Origin of the sequence: Enterococcus sp. MMGLQ5-1, assembly GCF_013155265.1 — a bacterium.
Classification (GTDB): Bacteria; Bacillota; Bacilli; order Lactobacillales; family Streptococcaceae; genus MMGLQ5-1.
The window spans coordinates 1-18,512 of the sequence record NZ_JABJXU010000012.1 but is presented as its reverse complement, the minus strand read 5'-3'; the positions used below and the strand labels follow the sequence as shown (position 1 = coordinate 18,512).

Genomic DNA, 18,512 nt, shown 5'->3' with positions numbered 1-18,512 from the left:
AACAAATACTATTATTAATAATCTTTTTTTGATGATAAAATCTTTTTAAGTTCTAAATTTTAAATTAATGATCTAGTTTATTTTTATACTTTATTTGTTATTTTAAATAGAATTAATTGCTATAGAGGATTGATTATTTTTAAGGAGTGTTTAGATGAAAAAGTTTAAATATGGGTTCGCAACCTTTTTATTTGCGATAGTGGGATTATTCTTAGTAGCTTGTTCAAATAATAGCTCGTCAAGCGATTCAGAGACAAGCAAGAATGATTCATCATTTACCTATGCAATCAGTGGTGATCCGGCATCAACTAATCCAATTAATGCGAGTGATCGTTGGGGATTAACTGTGAGCAATATCATATATTCACCACTTGTTGCGATTGAAACAGATGGTACACATAAAAATGTTCTAGCTGAATCAGTAGAACCAGCCGATGATGGCTTATCTGTTACAGTAAAATTAAAACAGGATGTAAAGTGGTCAGATGGTGAAGGCTTCACAGCAGCCGATGTGGTATTTACCTATACGCAGAAGGCTAAAAAGGAGAATGGTAACGCAGATCAATTGTGGATTGGTGATAAGGCTATTACTGTAGAAAAGGTTGATGACTATACTGTAAAATTTGTCTTACCTGAAGCAAGCGCAGCGGCAATTAATAATATTGCGACTGAAACCTTTATTATTCCAGAGCATATTTATAAAGATGTTTCTGATTTTTCTGTGAGCGAATTGCCGGTTGATCCTGTAGGAACAGGACCATATAAATTAAAGGAGTATAAAACTGGCGAATATTTAACCTTTGAAGCCAATGAAAATTACTTTGATGGCGAGCCCTCAATTAAAAATCTTACTCTACGAATTATTGAGAGTACTGATACAGCAAAGGTTGCTTTACAAAAAGGTGAAATCGATGCCGCCGTTGTCTTGCCGAGTGATATTTCAGATTTAGATGATAGTGAAGTAACGGTCTATCCTTATTCTGAAAATCGAGTTGGATATTTAGGATTAAATACAAAAGCTGGTGCTTTGACGGATGTAAAAGTACGTCAGGCAATATTATATGCTTTAGATAAGTCTGAGCTTAATCAGGCAGCTTACCTAAGCGATGAATATTATAGTACGCCATACTCATTCTTACCGCCAAGTAATCCTTTTGCAACAGACGCTGTTGAAAAGTACGAAACAAGCATTGACAAGAGTAAATCATTACTGGCTGAAGCAGGGGTTTCTGACTTAAAATTAAACATTGCTTTTAATTCAACGGATCCAGCACAAACGGTTCAAGCAACTCTTATTCAGCAGCAACTTCAAAAGGTTGGGGTGACAGTGACTTTAGAGGGCGGCGATAGTACTGCGATTTTTTCAGAATTAAAAACACCCGGCTCCACAAAGTATAATCTATTCTTAGGTGGCTATATCATGGGTAATGATCCTGATTTATACGGTGCGCTGTTTAGAACCGGCGGTAGCTCAAACTATTTCCAAACAGATAATGCACAAACGGATCAATTGTTTGATGAGGGGGCAGTTGAGCTTGATGAAACAAAGCGTGAGGCAATTTATGATGAGCTTCAAAAAGCGATTGCGGATGATGCTCGAATTTATCCAATTGTCGACAACAAAAAGATTCTAGCAGTTAACAATCGAATTGCCAATGTGAAGGATGCTAACTTGGTACCTATCTATACATTTGAAGATATTTCTAAACTGACAATTAAGTAAGAAAATAAGCTGTGATGAGAAACAGAGTCACAGCTTATTTATATGAATCATCTAAAATCGGTGACGAACCCTGTGCGCTTAAGTCAAGTATTTTTTATGCTGAGCGGGCTGATGCAATCTTAAAAAAATTGTTTCTTGTTCACGACGGTCACCTTATCGCTTTATTTTTTAAAGAAAGGAACAAATATTGGCTAGCTACGTATTTAAACGTATTTTTCAGGCAATTCCATTACTATTGATTATATCATTTATTGTATTTTCCTTAATACACCTCGCACCCTATGATGTGATTGATTCAATTACGACACCAAATATGTCCAGTGAACAAGTCGAGTTACTCAGAGATCGCTATGGCTTAAATGATCCCTTTTTTGTTCAATATTTTAAATGGCTGAACCAAATTATTCATGGCGATTTTGGCTATTCACTGGTTAATCAAAGAAGTATTACTGCGGAGCTGCTTATTAAAATACCAAATACAATTCGTTTAGTATTGCCTGCTTACATAACAGCACTACTTTTAGCGATCATTTTAGGCTTGATTGCTGCTGCAAATAAAGGGAAGCTATTGGATCGCTTAGTAGATGGTATTGCTTCTATCGGTATTGCAGTACCAACCTTTTGGTTTGCGATGATTTTAATTTATTACTTTGGCTATCGCTTAAATCTATTTCCAATTATCGGTATGCATACGGTGGGTAGAGAGAATGATTTTAATGATTTTTTGGCTCACTTTATTTTGCCATATCTTACTTTGACGGTTGCCTTTTTCCCAGACTTAACAAGGTATATCCGTGCATCAGCTAACGAGCAGGTAACAGAAGATTATGTCACTGTTCAATCAGCATTTCAAGCAAGTAAGTGGCAAATTTTCAGTCGTCACATTAGTCGAAATATTTTGATTCCGATTGTAACTCAAATTGGCTTAGCGTTACCGATGTTAGTTACCGGTGCAATTATTACGGAATCCATCTTTGGTTGGCCCGGTGTTGGTCCTTACCTAATGAGTGCTACCAAAAGCTTAGATTATCCAGTGATTATGGCATTGCTGCTTTTATCAGCGACCCTAGTGATTTTAGGAAATTTATTATCAGATATTCTTTATTCTGTCGTTGATCCAAGAATTAGACGGGGAGGACAGCAATAATGAAAGGTATTAGTCGAATTAAAAACACAATTTTAGCTTCACCAATTTATTTATTGTCAGTCATCTTTCTTACGCTATTGTTTATTTTAACTTTGGCAGCACCGCTGATTCCAATTGATCCAAATGCAACGGATGTTAGTAATATGTCTCAAGCTCCAAGCTGGGAGCATTTATTCGGAACAGATGAAATTGGCAGAGACTATTTTATTCGAGTGCTTTATGGTGGTCGCGTTTCCTTATTGGTTGGTATTTTGGCAATGATTACAGCGACAACAATCGGGACGCTTGTCGGTTTAATTGCTGGCTATTTTGGTGGAATTATTGATAGTCTTTTGATGCGCTTGGTTGATGTTCTGTCTTCTATCCCTTGGCTAGTGCTGGTAATTGTACTTAGTGTTTTTTTGAAGCCCGGTTTAACGACGATTATTATTGTGATTGGTGGTTTTTCTTGGATGCGTATTGCACGATTAATTCGAGGAGAAACACTTTCAGCAAAGGAGAGAGAGTATGTAGTTTATTCTCAGTTTTTAGGAGAAAGCTGGATTAGTATCCTTAGCAAACATATCTTGCCCTCAGCGTTGCCAACCTTGATTGTTGCAGCCTCATCTAGCATTTCGAGTGCGATTATGACCGAATCGGCATTAAGCTTTTTAGGTATGGGCATTCAACAGCCGATGGCTTCGTGGGGGAGCCTTCTACAAAATGCGCAAAGTAGCCTGCAAAGAGCACCATATATGGCGATTTTACCTGGACTGTTTGTGGTGCTTACAATTTACTCATTTAATAATATTGGTGATATGATTAAATCAATCATTCAACGAGAGGAGACGTAATTATCTATGGCTAATAATCTTATTGAAATTAATAATTTAAATATTGATTATCATCATCGAAATATTTCTTATCCTCTTGTCAAGGGGATTGATTTAACAATTCCTAGAGGTCATATAGTGGGCATTGTTGGCGAATCTGGCAGCGGTAAAAGTATTGTGATGAAAAGTCTTATGAATCTCCTGCCTGATCGACTAACGGCTAGCTTTACGAGCTATAAGTTTAATGATGAAGCTGTTAATCAGAAAGATAAGCTGCCGATTTCAATGATTTTTCAGGATCCGATGACGGCACTTGATCCAGTTCGAACCATTGGTTATCATCTGATTGAAGTTATTCAGCGCTTTCAAAAGGTGACACGCAAAGAAGGCAAGGCTTTAGCGATAGCAGAATTAGAAAAAGTTGGTATTTCCAACCCGACAGAACGCTTTAGACAGTTTCCGCATGAGCTTTCTGGTGGCATGCGACAGCGAGTTTTAATTGCAATGGCTTTACTCGCCAAGCCGACGCTATTAATTGCTGATGAACCTACAACGGCATTAGATGTTACGATTCAAGCGCAAATTTTAAGGCTGATCCTTTCTCTAAAAAATGAGGCAGATTTATCAGTTATATTAGTAACTCATGATTTTGGGGTTGTTGCTGGAATGTGTGATTTTATTCAGGTGATGTATCAAGGTCGAATTGTTGAAGCAGGCTCAACCGAGGAAATATTCTATCAGCCCGCTCATTCCTATACGAAGCAGCTTTTGGCGGCAGCACAGCTTGGTGATAATACTAAAGCATTAAAGGTGTTTAATTATCAGCAAAATTTGCCGGATAAGCTTGTTTTACATCAACTATCGCCAACTCATCGTGTTTGGTTAGAAAAAGGAGCTGATTGAGTGTCTGAATTAATTCGTGTTGTAAGTGCCTCTAAGACTTTTACCAGCAAGGACTGGAGAGGGCGTAAAATACAAGTTGAAGCTGTGTCTGAGGTTAATTTAACAATTAATAAAGGAGAAACCTTGGGATTAGTCGGTGAGTCGGGTAGTGGCAAAACGACTTTAGGTAGAATGATTTTAAACTTAGAATCGCTCAGCTCAGGACAGATTTTTTATAACAATCAAGAAATTTCGTCACTTGATAAAAACGAGCGCAAAAAAGTAAATCAGCGGATGCAAATTATTTTTCAAGATCCATATTCAGCCTTGAACCCAAGAATGACTGCCTTGGAATTGGTAATGGAACCATTGATGCAAATTTCAAAGTCGCAGGCAAGGCAAAAAGCAATTGAAACATTAAAAATTGTTGGCATTACAGGAGATTCGGTTAATAAGTTTCCACGGGCCTTTAGTGGCGGGCAAAGACAACGTATTGGTATTGCTAGAGCTGTTGTCAATCAGCCTGAATTTATTTTATGTGATGAACCTACCTCGGCTTTAGATGTTTCAATTCAATCACAAATTATTCATTTATTACAGGAGCTTCAAAAAAATTTAAAGCTATCCTATCTCTTTATTTCACATGATTTATCAGTCATTCGTCATATTTCTGATCGAATTGCTGTCATGTATCAAGGACAACTGGTAGAATTAGCTTCGACTGAGCAGCTATTTAATAATCCACAGCATCCATATACGAAAAAACTATTAGCGGCAGCGCCCATTGCTGATCCAAAATTGGCCCGTCTGTCACTTTTTGATAATGAAATTGTAGAAACAATTCGTCTAGCTGATGTATTTGAATGGCAGCAAATTAATGAGAACCATTTTGTAAGGAGAGATAAGTATGTCAATTGAAAAAATAGTTGTTTCGGCTGATAATGAGCAGCTTTTATTAAAAAAAGAAGGCGTTAAGTGGATTTTAAAGAAGGACGCAGGCTATTCACCGGTCCAAATGCTAGTAGCAGCAGCAGCGAGCTGTGGTGGTTATGTACTAGCCTCCATTTTAAATAATTCTAAAATTCCATTTATCCTTGAACGGATAGAAGTGACATATGATCGAGATGAAACACGACGTGCAAGTCCGGTTGCTAAAATTGAACTTACCTTTTATGTCAAGGCAGCGGCAGACTTGCAAGAACGTATTAAACGCTGTTTAAAAATGGTTGCGCCAAATTGTCCAGTAATTCAGTCCTTAGCTCCAAATATAAAAATTGCAGAATCGATTGTTTTTGTCGATTGATTATAAAGCTTGAAAATAAATTATGCTATAACTATCTGTTAAAAAGTAGTCATTTTATTGATTGCTTTTTTTATTGATTTAAAATTATTTTTTATTAATTAAAAATAATGAATGCGATAGATTTGAAAAGATGAATAAACTTTATCTTGCAAAACAAAAATAGTATTATAAAATTAAGTATTCTTTCAATCTGAGGATTATAAAGTTTCAGTTTATATGCATCTTGCATTGATTAAAGGAGGTATGATGAGAGTTATTGTAACAAGCGGTGGCACCAGTGAACCAATTGATCAGGTTCGTAAAATTACCAATCATTCAACAGGTGCGCTAGGAAAATTAATTACAGAAAAATTATTATCAGCGGGACATGAAGTTGTTTTGGTGACGACCATAAATGCTGTTAAGCCCAATAAACATAAAAACTTAATAACAATGATCCTTGAGACAACCGCCGAGCTTGCTCACTGTCTTGCTGAGGAAGTACCTAAGAGCCAGGCCATCGTTCATGCAATGGCAGTTAGTGATTATGCACCTCAGGCAATGATTGATCTTGAAGATTTTATCAAGCTAGTTCGTGACAATGCTGATTTAAAAACAATTGCAAATCAATCTAAAAAAGTTTCATCAAAGGCCGAGCAGCAGGTAATTTTATTAAATCAAAATCCAAAAATTATTCAACAAATTAAAGCGTGGCAGCCACAAATTCTATTAATTGGTTTTAAGCTGCTAGTCGATGTTTCAGATGCTGAATTGATTGAAGCTGCTCAAAAATCCATAATCAAAAATCATGCCGATTATATTCTAGCTAATGATTTGACTCAAATTTCTCCAAACCAACATATCGGTTTTATGGTTGGCAAAGATCAGGTTGAGCGAGTGGAAACAAAGCAAGAAATTAGTGAATTAATTCTACAAAAAATAGGAGATATAGCTTATGAAAACGATTGTTCTAGCAGTAACCGGTAGTATTTCGGCATACAAGGCAGCAGATATCACAAGCCAGCTGGTCAAGGCGGGCTTTGAGGTGCATGTTGTTATGAGTGAAGCAGCCACACATTTTATTACACCACTAACTTTTGAAGTTCTATCTAATCATTCTGTGACAATTGATGTCATGGCTGAAAAGGTAGCTGGGAAAGTGAATCATATCGAATTAGCGAAAAAGGCGGATTTATTTTTAGTGGCGCCTGCATCAGCAGATACAATTGCAAAACTTGCCTATGGTTTCGCGGATAACAGCATTACGAGTATTGCTTTAGCGTTAGGGGGGGACGTTAAAAAGGTCATCGCACCTGCAATGAATACTAAAATGTATGAAAATCCGATAACTCAAGAGAATATCTCACGACTGAAAGTCTTCGGTTATACAGAAATTGAGCCAAGAACGGCATTATTAGCCTGTGGTGATTTAGGCAAAGGCGCATTAGCTGAAGTTGATAAAATTATTGAAAGCGTGAAGGGGATTTTGACATGACACAAACGAGAAAAACAACGACTTTAGCCATTTTAGTGGCACTGCTTTTTTTATTGGCATTTACACCATTAGGATTTATTCCAATTCCACCATTGAATCCGACTATTATGCATATTCCAGTTATTGTTGGTGGTATTTTGTTAGGTCCAGTTTATGGTGGCGTTTTGGGTGGTATTTTTGGCTTGATTAGCCTGTTTCGAGCAACATTACAGGGTAATTTTATTTTTTCACCACTAGTTGCTGTACCGGGGACGGCGAATGGTGATTGGCGTGCGATTATCATTGCATTGCTGCCTCGAATTTTAATTGGTATTGTTGCCTATTATGTTTTTCAGTTATTTAAAAAAAGAGGTAGGCTAGCTTGTGTAATTGCGGGTGTTGCAGGCTCTTTAACCAATACGATTCTTGTAATGAATCTCATCTTTTTTATCTTTAAAGAGCCTTATGCAGTAATGGTTGGCAAAAATGTGAATGTTTTATACAATGCGATTTTAGCGATTATTTTAACAAACGGTGTCTTTGAAGCTGTCTGTGCAGGTGTGATTACTGTTTTAGTGGTTAATGTTTATCAAAAAGTGAGTAAGTAAGGGCTGCGCTATGATTTATCAAGAATTAATTCATCAATTTGAACAGCAGGCGAATTCTGAGCGTGCTATACAAATGAGTAAATATATGCGTCATCAATTTAAATTTTATGGGATTCAAACACCTATTCGAAAGAAAATTTATCAATCAGACTTGAAGGAGGCTAAAAAAAATAAAATTATTGATTGGCAATTGTTGCAGACAGCATTTGAAAATCCGCACCGTGAATGTCAATATTTTGTAATCGATTATTTGGCACGGCTGCAAGCCTATCTGAAGTATGAGGACATTGATAGTTATTTATTTTATTTTGTTAAGCATAAACAATGGTGGGATACAATTGACGGCTTTGACCGAGTGATTGGCAACATTGGCTTAAAGGACTCACGCGTTGACCAATTGATGCTAAGCTGGTCTCTTGCTGATGATATTTGGCTGAGACGAATTGCAATTGATCATCAATTATTGAGGAAAGAACGAACAAACACCGATTTATTAAGCCAAATCATTATTAATAATTTAAATCAAACGGAATTTTTTATTAACAAAGCAATCGGCTGGAGTTTACGTGAATATTCCAAAACCGATAAAGCTTGGGTTCGTAATTTTATCATACAAAATACTTTGGGTTTATCGAAACTCAGTATTCGTGAAGCAAGTAAGTATTTGTAATTTTTAGATTATCCCTGCAATCGCTTTAATATTATTAGCTAAAAGTATATAATTGACCTGTAGTACATCAATAGAGGAGGGTATTATGTCTTGGGAAAATAATTATCAAGAATGGCAACAATTTAATCATTTAGCTTCAAATTTAAAAGAGGAGCTTGCTTTAATTTCCAATGATGAAAAAAAACTAGAAGACGCTTTTTACGCACCGCTAGAATTCGGCACCGCTGGAATGCGAGGCTTTATTGGTGTTGGTATTAATCGTATGAATATCTACACAGTTCGTCAGGCAACCGAAGGTTTAGCATTATTAATGTCATCTAAGGGCGAAGCAGAAAAAAAACGTGGCGTTGCAATCGCTTATGATTCTCGTCACTTTTCACCTGAATTTGCAATGGAGGCGGGTAAGGTACTTGCAAAGCATGATATTCCGTCATTTATTTTTGAAAGCCTCAGACCAACGCCGGAGCTTTCATTTGCAGTGCGTGAATTAAATGCCCTAGCAGGTATTATGATTACTGCATCTCATAATCCAGCACCGTATAATGGTTATAAGGTCTATGGTGAAGATGGTGCGCAAATGCCGCCACATGATGCAGACGCCCTAACTGAATTTATTCGTGGCATCGAAAGTCCATTAACAATCGAAGTGGCGGATGAGACAGAAGCAAAAGCGAGCGGTTTAATCCAAATTATCGGTGAAGTAATTGATAATAAATACTTGGAATTAATTAAAGATGTAACGATTAATTCAGAATTAATTAAAACGGTCGGTAAGGACTTAAAGCTAGTCTTTACACCGTTGCACGGTACTGGTGAAATGCTTGGTCGCAAGGCGTTGGCGCAAGCCGGCTTTGAGCAAATTAAAGTCGTTGAGGCACAAGCGATTCCGGATGGTGATTTTCCAACAGTTAAATCACCTAATCCAGAGGCGAAATCAGCTTTTAATTTGGCAATTGAATTAGGTAAAAAAGAAGATGCTGATGTTTTGATTGCGACCGATCCAGATGCTGACCGCTTAGGCGTAGCTGTTCGGACTGAGGATGGAGACTATACAGTTTTATCAGGTAATCAAATTGGTGCGATTCTAACTAAGTATATTTTAGAAGCGCATAAGCAAGCTGGCACATTACCAGATAATGCAACTATTATTAAATCAATTGTTTCCAGTGAATTACCAACAGTTATCGCCAATAGCTATGGTGTCGAAACACAAAATGTTTTAACTGGTTTTAAATTTATTGCTGAAAAAATTGAACAATTTGAAGAAACCGGCTCAAATACCTATATGTTTGGCTTTGAAGAAAGCTATGGCTATCTAATCAAACCTTTTGTGCGTGATAAAGACGCAATTCAGGCAGCTTTACTGACTGCCGAAGTAGTTGCCTTTTATAAGTCACAGGGCAAAACCTTATATGATGGCTTACAGGATATTTTTAAAGAATATGGTTATTTTGCCGAAAGAACGATTTCAGTGACCCTGTCAGGCATTGATGGCTCTGCTAAGATTAAAAACATCATGGATAAGTTTAGAAAATCTGCCCCTGAAAAATTAAATAATACCAATGTGGTGATTACGGAAGACTTTTTAGAGTTGACTAAAATTGTAGACGGTCAAGTAGAAAAGCTAACGACACCACCATCAAATGTTTTAAAATATCAACTAGCTGATGGTTCATGGGTTGCCGTTCGACCTTCTGGTACTGAACCTAAAATCAAATTCTATTTGGCAACGCAGTCGGATTCATTTGAGACAGCAGAAGCTAAATTAGATGTACTAGAGCATGAGATTAACGAAATCGTTGGGGAATAGCTTCAGTAATTATCTTGATTACAGCTCACTAATAATTATCATTTGTTGATTTATTAAAAAAAGTTTTAGCTTCTAAATTTTAAGAAGCTAAAACTTTTTTTTGCGGTTACAATTGATTGTTAATTGCGCCACGATTTGACCTCTGTTTACGCCAGAAGAGCGCTTTTTTGTTACCTACCAATATGCCCATCTAGGCCACCTTGAAAATCAGCTTCGATACCACCAACATAGTCCTGATAGTATTTAAGCAGGTCAGCCTTTAGTTTAAGATAGTCTGCTTCTGAATATTCCTTATCCTCGATATTAGCATTAAAACCGGGCATTTTTAATTCTTCTTTGATTCTTAAAATTACTTCATCTTTAGTCATTTGTTTTCAATCCTTTTTAAGATAAGTATTTTTTCTTTCGATAAAGGCAGTATTTAACGCTTCAAAATAGTGCCGAACATCATTAAGCAATCCAGAAAATTCTTCTGGATGATTTAATTTACCACCATCATATGCCAATGCATGCCTTAGTTCTAAATATAATTTATCAAAAATATTAAATAAATCAATATAAATCATTGAAGGTTCATCAACCTTTAAATAATAACCAGTTTTGGCAATTAAATAATAATTATTTATCTCATTCAAAGCAATAATATTTCGGGCATCCTCAGCTTTGTTTACTTCGGTTAATACCTCAGCTAAGGTGATTGAACGGCTGACAGCTTCAGAAATGGTAGAAATAATTAATTCTTCCTGCGGAATCGTTAGTTTAGTCATAATTGAAACCTCCTATTTATTTAGTTTATCATTGATTAATCTTTTATCAAAATAATCAGAATGAGATAACTGCTTCATTCAAATAGAAATTAATGAAAACGATAAATTTTCAGAAAATTCCTTGCAATTATTTTGAGAAAGGGTATAATGAAAACAATTAAATACGAATAAAACATTCTTTGGAGGCAAACATGAACGCACTTGTTAATAATAATTTATTATTAACGGAGGGCTCATAAGCTAGATTTTTAATTTTCTAGTCTATGGGTCCTGTTTGGCGTTTGCTTAATAGGATGGAAAAGAAACAGCATCCTATTAGCCGATAGGATGTTTTTTTGTAGGAAAAAATAAAAGAAAGTATGAGGCAATCACAAATGGAGAAGGTACAATTTTTTGATACAACACTTAGAGATGGGGAACAAACACCGGGTGTTAGCTTTTCAACGAAAGAAAAGGTTGCTGTTGCCTTACAATTAGAAAAATGGGGCGTAGATGTGATTGAGGCAGGCTTTCCGGCCTCTTCAAACGAAAGCTTTAAAGCGGTTCAAGAAATTGCTAAAGTAGCTACTAAATTATCAGTAACTGGACTTGCAAGATTAGTCAAAAATGATATTGATAAGGCTTACGAAGCATTAAAGGATGCACGATATCCTCAAATTCATGTTTTCATTGCAACTAGTCCAGTACATATGGAATATAAATTAAAGATGACACCTGAACAGGTATTGGCATCAATTAAAGAGCATGTTAGCTATGCACGTGAAAAATTTGAAATTGTGCAATTTTCACCTGAGGACGCAACACGTTCAGAAAAAGCTTTCCTGCTTGAGGCAGTTCAAGCAGCGGTCGACGCAGGTGCTAGTGTAATTAATGTACCAGACACGGTTGGTTATTCAAACCCTGAAGAATATGGTGCTATCTTTAAATATTTAATTGAAAACATTAAGACTGATCGCGAGATTATTTATTCACCGCATTGTCATGATGATTTAGGAATGGCGACTGCGAATTCACTTGCGGCAATTAAAAATGGTGCAAGACGGGTTGAAGGAACGGTCAATGGACTTGGTGAGCGTGCAGGAAATACTGCTTTAGAAGAAGTAGCGGTAGCACTTAAAATACGTCAAGACTATTATCAAGTCGAATCGGGAATTGTATTAAAAGAAACTAAAAACACCAGTGACTTAATTTCACGCTTTTCAGCAATTGCAGTACCTAAAAATAAGGCAGTTGTTGGTGGCAATGCCTTTGCACATGAGTCAGGAATTCATCAAGATGGCTTTTTAAAAAATCCAAGCACCTATGAAATTATTACGCCTGAAATGGTTGGTGTTGCACATTCGAGTCTACCACTAGGTAAGCTTTCTGGGCGCCATGCGTTTAATGAAAAATTGAAGGAGCTAGGCTTTGAATTATCAGAAAATGATTTGAAAGCAGCATTTAGTGATTTTAAAGATTTGGCAGATAAGAAAAATGATATTTCAGATGCTGACTTAAGAGCTTTGATAGCTGGTCAAACAGTACAGCAGACAGATTCCTTTGTTTTCAATACCTTGGATCTTTCATATCATTCAAATGGTGAGCAGGAAGCAACGGTCTACCTTGTCAATGTGAATGGTGAAACGGTAGCTAAATCGGCAACAGGTAAGGGCTCGGTTGAAGCAATATTCGCAGCAATTGATGAGGTATTCAGTCAAAATGTTGCTTTGAATTCATATGAAATTGCTGCTATTACAAGTGGTGTGGATGCGCAGGCTGAGGTTCGTGTCTCAGTTGAAAATCCAGAAACCGGTACTATTTTTAATGCAGTTGGAATTGATTACGATATTTTAAAGGCCTCTGCCTTAGCTTATATGAATGCCAATATTGTGGTTCAAAAAGAGAATTTAAAACTGACGATTACTAATTAGTAATCAATAATTAATAATTAGTAATTAATAAATGAATGATGGAATGGGGATATTAATGTATAAAATTGTTACTTTACCGGGTGATGGTATTGGTCCAGAAATTATGGTACAAAGCTTAAGGGTCTTAGAAGCTGTTGCTAAAAAAACAGGCTTTGAATACAGCATTGAAGAAAAGCCATTTGGTGGTGCTGGGATTGATGCGGTCGGTCATCCTTTACCAGATGATACTTTGGCGGCTGTAAAGAAAGCTGATGCCATTTTATTAGCAGCTATCGGTGGACCACAATATGATACAGCAGCGGTTCGACCTGAGCAAGGCTTATTAGCCCTCAGAAAAGCACTCGGCTTATTTGCTAATTTACGACCAATTACTGTTAATAAAGCCTTGGCACACTTATCGCCACTAAAACCAGAAATTGTTGTTGGCGCTGATTTTATTGTTGTCCGTGAATTAACTGGTGGTATTTATTTTGGTGAACATACATTAAACTCTGATTCTGCTCGTGATGTCAATGATTATAATGTTAAAGAAATTCGTCGCATTATTCGCAAGGCTTTTGTCATTGCGCAAGGTCGTCAGAAGAAAGTAACCTCAGTTGATAAGCAAAATGTTTTGGCTACAAGCAAGTTATGGCGTAAAATTGCAGATGAAGTCGCACTTGAATTTCCTGATGTTGAATTGGAACATCAATTAGTAGATTCTTGTGCAATGGTTATGATTACTAATCCTAAAAAATTTGATGTAATTGTGACTGAAAATCTTTTTGGTGATATTTTATCGGATGAAGCAAGCGTCTTACCGGGCTCATTAGGTGTGATGCCAAGCGCTAGTCATTCAGAAGCTGGACCATCCTTATATGAACCTATTCATGGATCAGCACCAGATATTGCAGGTAAGAATATTGCAAATCCAGTTTCTATGCTGTTATCTGTTGCAATGATGTTTAGACAAAGCTTTAATGAGATTCGTTCAGCTGAATTAATTGAAAATGCCTGCGATACTGTAATGAATCAAGGTATTTTAACTGGTGATTTAGGTGGTACAGCAAAAACAACAGAATTTGTTGATGCGGTGATTGATGTGATAAAAGAAACGGAGCGTTAATATGGGACAATCAATTTTTGAAAAACTATGGGATCGACATGTGATAACTGGTGAGGCTTTCGAGCCACAGCTGCTTTATGTTGATTTACATTTAATTCATGAAGTAACTAGTCCACAGGCCTTTTCAGGACTGAGGGCTGCTGGTCGTAAGGTACGCCGTACCGATTTAACCTATGGGACGATGGATCATAATACACCAACCGTTGATATTTTTAATATTTCGGATGCCATTTCCAAAAATCAAATTGATACATTGGGTCGAAACGCGAAGGAATTTGGCGTGACCGTGGCAACACATGGCTCTGAAAAGCAAGGAATTGTCCATATGGTTGGTCCAGAAATTGGGCAATCTCAACCGGGTAAAATCATTGTTTGTGGCGATTCACATACAGCGACTCATGGTGCCTTTGGTGCCATTGCCTTTGGGATTGGTACAAGTGAGGTAGAACACGTTTTTGCAACACAAACGATTTGGCAAAGTAAGCCTAAGACGATGAAGGTTGAATTTGTTGGTCAACCGCAGCATGGTGTTTATGCCAAGGATTACATTTTAGCGCTAATTTCTAAGTATGGGGTTGATGCAGGCGTTGGTTATGCGGTTGAATTTACAGGCGAAGCCATTAGTGAGCTTGAAATGGAAGAACGGATGACGATTTGTAATATGTCAATTGAGTTTGGTGCTAAAATGGGCTTGATGAATCCTGATGAAAAAACGTATGCTTATGTTAAGGGGCGTGAGTTTGCACCCAAGGATTTTGATGCAGCTGTAGCTGACTGGCGCACTTTGCCAAGTGATCCAGATGCTAACTATGATAAGGTGATTACAATTGATGTTTCAAAATTGGCACCGATGGTAACCTGGGGTACAAATCCTGAGATGGGGATTGAATTTACCGAAACCTTCCCTGAAATCAAGGATTTTAATGATGAACGCGCGTATCATTATATGGATTTGGCGCCTGGTCAGAGACCAGAGGAAATTGATTTAGGCTATGTATTTATCGGTTCTTGTACTAATGCACGTCTTTCAGACCTAGAGCTTGCGGCCAAATTTGTTAAAGGTAAAAAAGTTTCTGATAAGCTAACAGCAATTGTTGTACCTGGAAGTCGTCCTGTAAAGCATGCGGCTGAAGCGATTGGTTTAGATAAAATCTTTAAAGATGCAGGCTTTGAATGGCGTGAGCCGGGCTGCTCAATGTGTTTAGGTATGAATCCTGACCAAGTGCCTGAAGGTGTACATTGCGCATCAACAAGTAATCGAAATTTTGAGGGTCGTCAAGGTAAGAATGCCAGAACGCATTTGTGTAGTCCTGCGATGGCAGCGGCAGCAGCAATTGCTGGTAAATTCGTTGATGTTCGTGAAATAGTAAGTGAGGTAGGGGCATAATGGAAAAATTTACAATTGTTTCAGGGACTTCCGTGCCCTTAATGAATGATAATATTGATACCGATCAAATTATACCTAAACAATTTTTAAAAAGTACAGAAAAAACAGGCTTTGGGAAAAATATGTTTTTTGAGTGGCGCTATCAGGATGATGGTGTGACAGAAGACGAAACCTTTGTTTTAAATTTCCCGGAATATCGAAATGCATCATTTTTGGTAACTGGTGATAATTTTGGCTCTGGCTCATCTCGTGAGCATGCAGCGTGGGCGATTGCCGATTATGGCTTTCGAGCAGTGATTGCAGGCAGCTTTTCAGATATTTTTTACAATAATGCTTTAAAAAATGGTCTGTTGCCAATCATTCTACCATTAGAACAACGTCAAGCATTGGAAACATTACCAGCTGAAGAAGAAATAGAAATTAATTTGATTGAACAAACAATTACTTCTTCGTTAGGTGTTTTTGAATTTGAAATTGACCCAATTTGGAAACATAAGCTAGTTCATGGCTTAGATGATATTGGCATCACGCTTCAATCTGAAGCTTTGATTACGGCTTATGAAAAAAAACGACCATCCTATTGGCAATAGACCAGTATTAAATTGTATGAATGTAAATGCAGTGAATTGAATACTTCAAATTCACTGCTTCTTTTTTAATAAACCAAGTGATATTATGAACAATTATAAATAACTTTTGTTTTTTAAGTTTGTGTTTTTTTGTTTTTATAAATTATTTTAAACTGATAAACTGTTTAATTAATCACAATGTAAACGATCACAAAAAATATTTTGAACATCAAAATAAATTCACAAACTTTAAAACGTAAAAACCCAATAAAATAAAGCTTGCATGGCTGTTTTTTTTAAGTTAAGATAGTATCAATTTATAAAAAAATTGAATTTTCAGAAAATTTTTCGGAGGCATTATGATAGAGCAAATTAGTATTAAAGAATATCCTTATTATGTTGGTGGGGATTTTAAAGTTTCAGAATCAGGCAATACAATTGAAATTGTCTCACCATATAAGGATGAAGTGATTGGGAAAGTTCAAGCAATCTCAAAGTCTGAAGCTGATAAGGCAATTGCAGCAACGAAAAAAGCGCAAAAAGAATGGGCAGACCGTGATCTATTTGAAAGAGCAGCCTTATTAAATCAATGGGCAGACGAGCTGGTGAAAGATAAGGCAGCAATTGCAGATATTATCATGCAGGAAGTAGGGAAAACGCATAACGATGCACTAAAGGAGGTTGTTCGGACAGCAGAGTTTATCAAATACACAGTTGAGGAATATATTCATTCAAATCCTTCGGCTATGAGTGGTGAAAATTATCCTGGTGGCTCAAAGAATAAGATTGCCTTTGTCAAGCGTGTACCAATGGGGACTGTTTTAGCAATTTCACCTTTTAATTATCCAGTTAACCTGTCAGTTGCCAAATTGGCGCCAGCCTTGATTTCTGGTAACGCAGTGGTTTTTAAGCCAGCGACGCAAGGTGCGATTTCAGCAGTTAAGATTATCGAAGCCTTTGATAAGGTTGGTTTTCCTGCAAACATTTTACAGCTGATTACAGGTAAAGGCTCTGATATTGGTGACTATGTATCAGAGCATGAAGGCATTGATATGATTTCATTTACTGGTGGGGCGACCACTGGTCGTCATTTATCTAGCTTTTCAACGATGAAACCAATGGTGCTTGAACTAGGTGGTAAGGACCCCGCAGTTGTTTGTGAGGATGCTAATTTAGATAAGGCAGTTTCAGAAATTATGAGTGGTGCGTTCAGCTATTCTGGTCAGCGTTGTACAGCGATTAAGCGTGTTTTAGTTAATGAAGCTGTTGCTGATGAATTGGCAGCGCGTCTAAAGGCAGAGGTCGACAAATTAACGGTCGGTATGCCAGAGGATAATCCAGTAATTGTGCCTTTAATCAATGAAGGCTCAGCGGACTATGTTGAAGGCTTGATTGTAGATAGTATTAATAATGGGGCTACTTTATTAACTGGTAATAAACGGGAAGCTAACTTAATTTATCCTACCTTATTTGACCATGTAACAACCGATATGCGAATTGCTTGGGAGGAACCGTTCGGACCTGTTTTGCCAATCATTCGTGTTAAATCAGATGATGAAGCAATCCGTATTGCCAATGAATCTGAGTATGGCTTGCAGGCATCAGTTTTTAGCGAAAATTTTTCTCGCGCAGCCGAAATTGCTGGAAAAATTGAAGCGGGTTCAGTTCAAATTAATGGACGTACTGAGCGTGGACCAGATCATTTTCCATTTCTAGGGATTAAAAATTCAGGCATGGGTGTGCATGGTATCAGTAAAACAATTGATGCGATGACACGAGAAAAATTGATTGTTGTTAATCTATAATTTTTAAAATATTTATCAGTTAATTTTTCATTTTGAATTGATGAATATACTAATAATAATATTAAAAAGATGATTTCATTTCATGGATTTGAAATCATCTTTTTATTAACCTTATGCCCCTTGGAAACAATACCAAATTCACGTGTTTGGTGGGGTTTTATTGCGAAAACGGTATTGTTTCACGGAAAGAATACCAAATTCACTTGTTTGGTGGGGTTTTATTGCGAAAACGGTATTGTTTCACGGAAAGAATACCAAATTCACGTGTTTGGTGGGGCTTTATTGCGAAAACGGTATTGTTTCACGGAAAGAATTCCAAATTCACCTTCAATTTCATTTTAATAATCATTGCTTTATAATGAGTTTTATATTAAAATTGAATTAGTTTATTTAGAAAAAAATAATTTTAATTATAAAGAGCTTGACAGGAGGGTTGACGATGCTTAGACTTGGACGACACGACACGACACGACACGACACGACACGACACGACACGACACGACACGACACGACACGACACGACACGACACGACACGACACGACACGACACGACACGACACG

Annotated in this window: 18 protein-coding genes; 16 read left to right on the top strand and 2 right to left on the bottom strand. The window is 37.0% G+C overall.

What is annotated here, in order from left to right:
• Positions 1 to 154 precede the first annotated feature (154 nt).
• The 11 genes from HOY35_RS11180 (at position 155) to HOY35_RS11130 (ending at position 10,408) form a co-directional block, all read left to right on the top strand.
• Positions 155 to 1,723, top strand: coding sequence for an ABC transporter substrate-binding protein (locus HOY35_RS11180; RefSeq protein WP_172213733.1), 1,569 nt, complete (start codon positions 155 to 157; stop codon positions 1,721 to 1,723).
• 187 nt (positions 1,724 to 1,910) lie between these two features.
• The gene (locus HOY35_RS11175) at positions 1,911 to 2,870 is read left to right on the top strand and encodes an ABC transporter permease (protein WP_172213731.1); all 960 of its coding nucleotides are present in this window, start codon (positions 1,911 to 1,913) and stop codon (positions 2,868 to 2,870) included.
• Positions 2,870 to 3,703, top strand: coding sequence for an ABC transporter permease (locus HOY35_RS11170; RefSeq protein WP_172213729.1), 834 nt, complete (start codon positions 2,870 to 2,872; stop codon positions 3,701 to 3,703). The genes HOY35_RS11175 and HOY35_RS11170 overlap by 1 nt, the downstream gene beginning before the upstream one ends.
• Before the next feature lie 6 nt (positions 3,704 to 3,709).
• Positions 3,710 to 4,585 (top strand): ABC transporter ATP-binding protein, encoded by an 876-nt coding sequence (locus HOY35_RS11165; protein WP_172213727.1) that lies wholly within the window; start codon positions 3,710 to 3,712, stop codon positions 4,583 to 4,585.
• The gene (locus HOY35_RS11160; RefSeq protein WP_172213725.1) at positions 4,586 to 5,482 is read left to right on the top strand and encodes an ATP-binding cassette domain-containing protein; all 897 of its coding nucleotides are present in this window, start codon (positions 4,586 to 4,588) and stop codon (positions 5,480 to 5,482) included.
• Entirely contained in the window at positions 5,472 to 5,867 is a 396-nt protein-coding gene (locus tag HOY35_RS11155) for an OsmC family protein (RefSeq protein ID WP_172213723.1), read from the top strand. Before HOY35_RS11160 ends, HOY35_RS11155 begins: the two co-directional genes overlap by 11 nt.
• 246 nt (positions 5,868 to 6,113) lie before the next feature.
• Positions 6,114 to 6,833: a phosphopantothenate--cysteine ligase gene (locus HOY35_RS11150; RefSeq protein WP_172213721.1), complete on the top strand. Its 720-nt coding sequence runs from the start codon at positions 6,114 to 6,116 to the stop codon at positions 6,831 to 6,833.
• Positions 6,802 to 7,341 carry a phosphopantothenoylcysteine decarboxylase gene (coaC, locus tag HOY35_RS11145; RefSeq protein WP_172213719.1) on the top strand — a complete coding sequence of 180 codons (540 nt, stop codon included), beginning with the start codon at positions 6,802 to 6,804 and terminating at the stop codon, positions 7,339 to 7,341. Before HOY35_RS11150 ends, coaC begins: the two co-directional genes overlap by 32 nt.
• Positions 7,338 to 7,928 carry an ECF transporter S component gene (locus HOY35_RS11140; RefSeq protein WP_172213717.1) on the top strand — a complete coding sequence of 197 codons (591 nt, stop codon included), beginning with the start codon at positions 7,338 to 7,340 and terminating at the stop codon, positions 7,926 to 7,928. The genes coaC and HOY35_RS11140 overlap by 4 nt, the downstream gene beginning before the upstream one ends.
• 10 nt (positions 7,929 to 7,938) lie before the next feature.
• Entirely contained in the window at positions 7,939 to 8,598 is a 660-nt protein-coding gene (locus HOY35_RS11135; protein WP_172213715.1) for a DNA alkylation repair protein, read from the top strand.
• A gap of 85 nt (positions 8,599 to 8,683) precedes the next feature.
• The gene (locus tag HOY35_RS11130; RefSeq protein WP_172213713.1) at positions 8,684 to 10,408 is read left to right on the top strand and encodes a phospho-sugar mutase; all 1,725 of its coding nucleotides are present in this window, start codon (positions 8,684 to 8,686) and stop codon (positions 10,406 to 10,408) included.
• A 170-nt stretch (positions 10,409 to 10,578) separates the two neighbouring features.
• On the opposite strand, the gene HOY35_RS11125 is transcribed toward HOY35_RS11130, so the two are convergent.
• Positions 10,579 to 10,776 (bottom strand): hypothetical protein, encoded by a 198-nt coding sequence (locus tag HOY35_RS11125; RefSeq protein WP_172213711.1) that lies wholly within the window; start codon positions 10,774 to 10,776, stop codon positions 10,579 to 10,581.
• A gap of 6 nt (positions 10,777 to 10,782) precedes the next feature.
• Entirely contained in the window at positions 10,783 to 11,175 is a 393-nt protein-coding gene (locus HOY35_RS11120) for a hypothetical protein (RefSeq protein WP_172213709.1), read from the bottom strand.
• Positions 11,176 to 11,549: 374 nt separating this feature from the next.
• On the opposite strand from HOY35_RS11120, the gene HOY35_RS11115 reads away from it, so the two are divergent.
• The 5 genes from HOY35_RS11115 (at position 11,550) to HOY35_RS11095 (ending at position 17,951) form a co-directional block, all read left to right on the top strand.
• A complete protein-coding gene (locus HOY35_RS11115) occupies positions 11,550 to 13,085 on the top strand; it encodes a 2-isopropylmalate synthase (RefSeq protein ID WP_172213707.1) in 1,536 nt (511 codons plus the stop codon).
• Positions 13,086 to 13,140: 55 nt separating this feature from the next.
• Complete coding sequence (leuB, locus tag HOY35_RS11110) at positions 13,141 to 14,190, top strand: 3-isopropylmalate dehydrogenase (RefSeq protein WP_172213705.1); 1,050 nt, start codon at positions 13,141 to 13,143, stop codon at positions 14,188 to 14,190.
• Between the two features lies 1 nt (position 14,191).
• Positions 14,192 to 15,577, top strand: a complete 1,386-nt coding sequence (gene leuC / locus HOY35_RS11105) for a 3-isopropylmalate dehydratase large subunit (RefSeq protein ID WP_172213703.1) — start codon at positions 14,192 to 14,194, stop codon at positions 15,575 to 15,577.
• A complete protein-coding gene (gene leuD, locus HOY35_RS11100; protein WP_172213701.1) occupies positions 15,577 to 16,167 on the top strand; it encodes a 3-isopropylmalate dehydratase small subunit in 591 nt (196 codons plus the stop codon). Before leuC ends, leuD begins: the two co-directional genes overlap by 1 nt.
• A gap of 356 nt (positions 16,168 to 16,523) precedes the next feature.
• Positions 16,524 to 17,951: an NADP-dependent glyceraldehyde-3-phosphate dehydrogenase gene (locus HOY35_RS11095; protein WP_349627511.1), complete on the top strand. Its 1,428-nt coding sequence runs from the start codon at positions 16,524 to 16,526 to the stop codon at positions 17,949 to 17,951.
• The last annotated feature ends 561 nt before the right edge of the window (positions 17,952 to 18,512 follow it).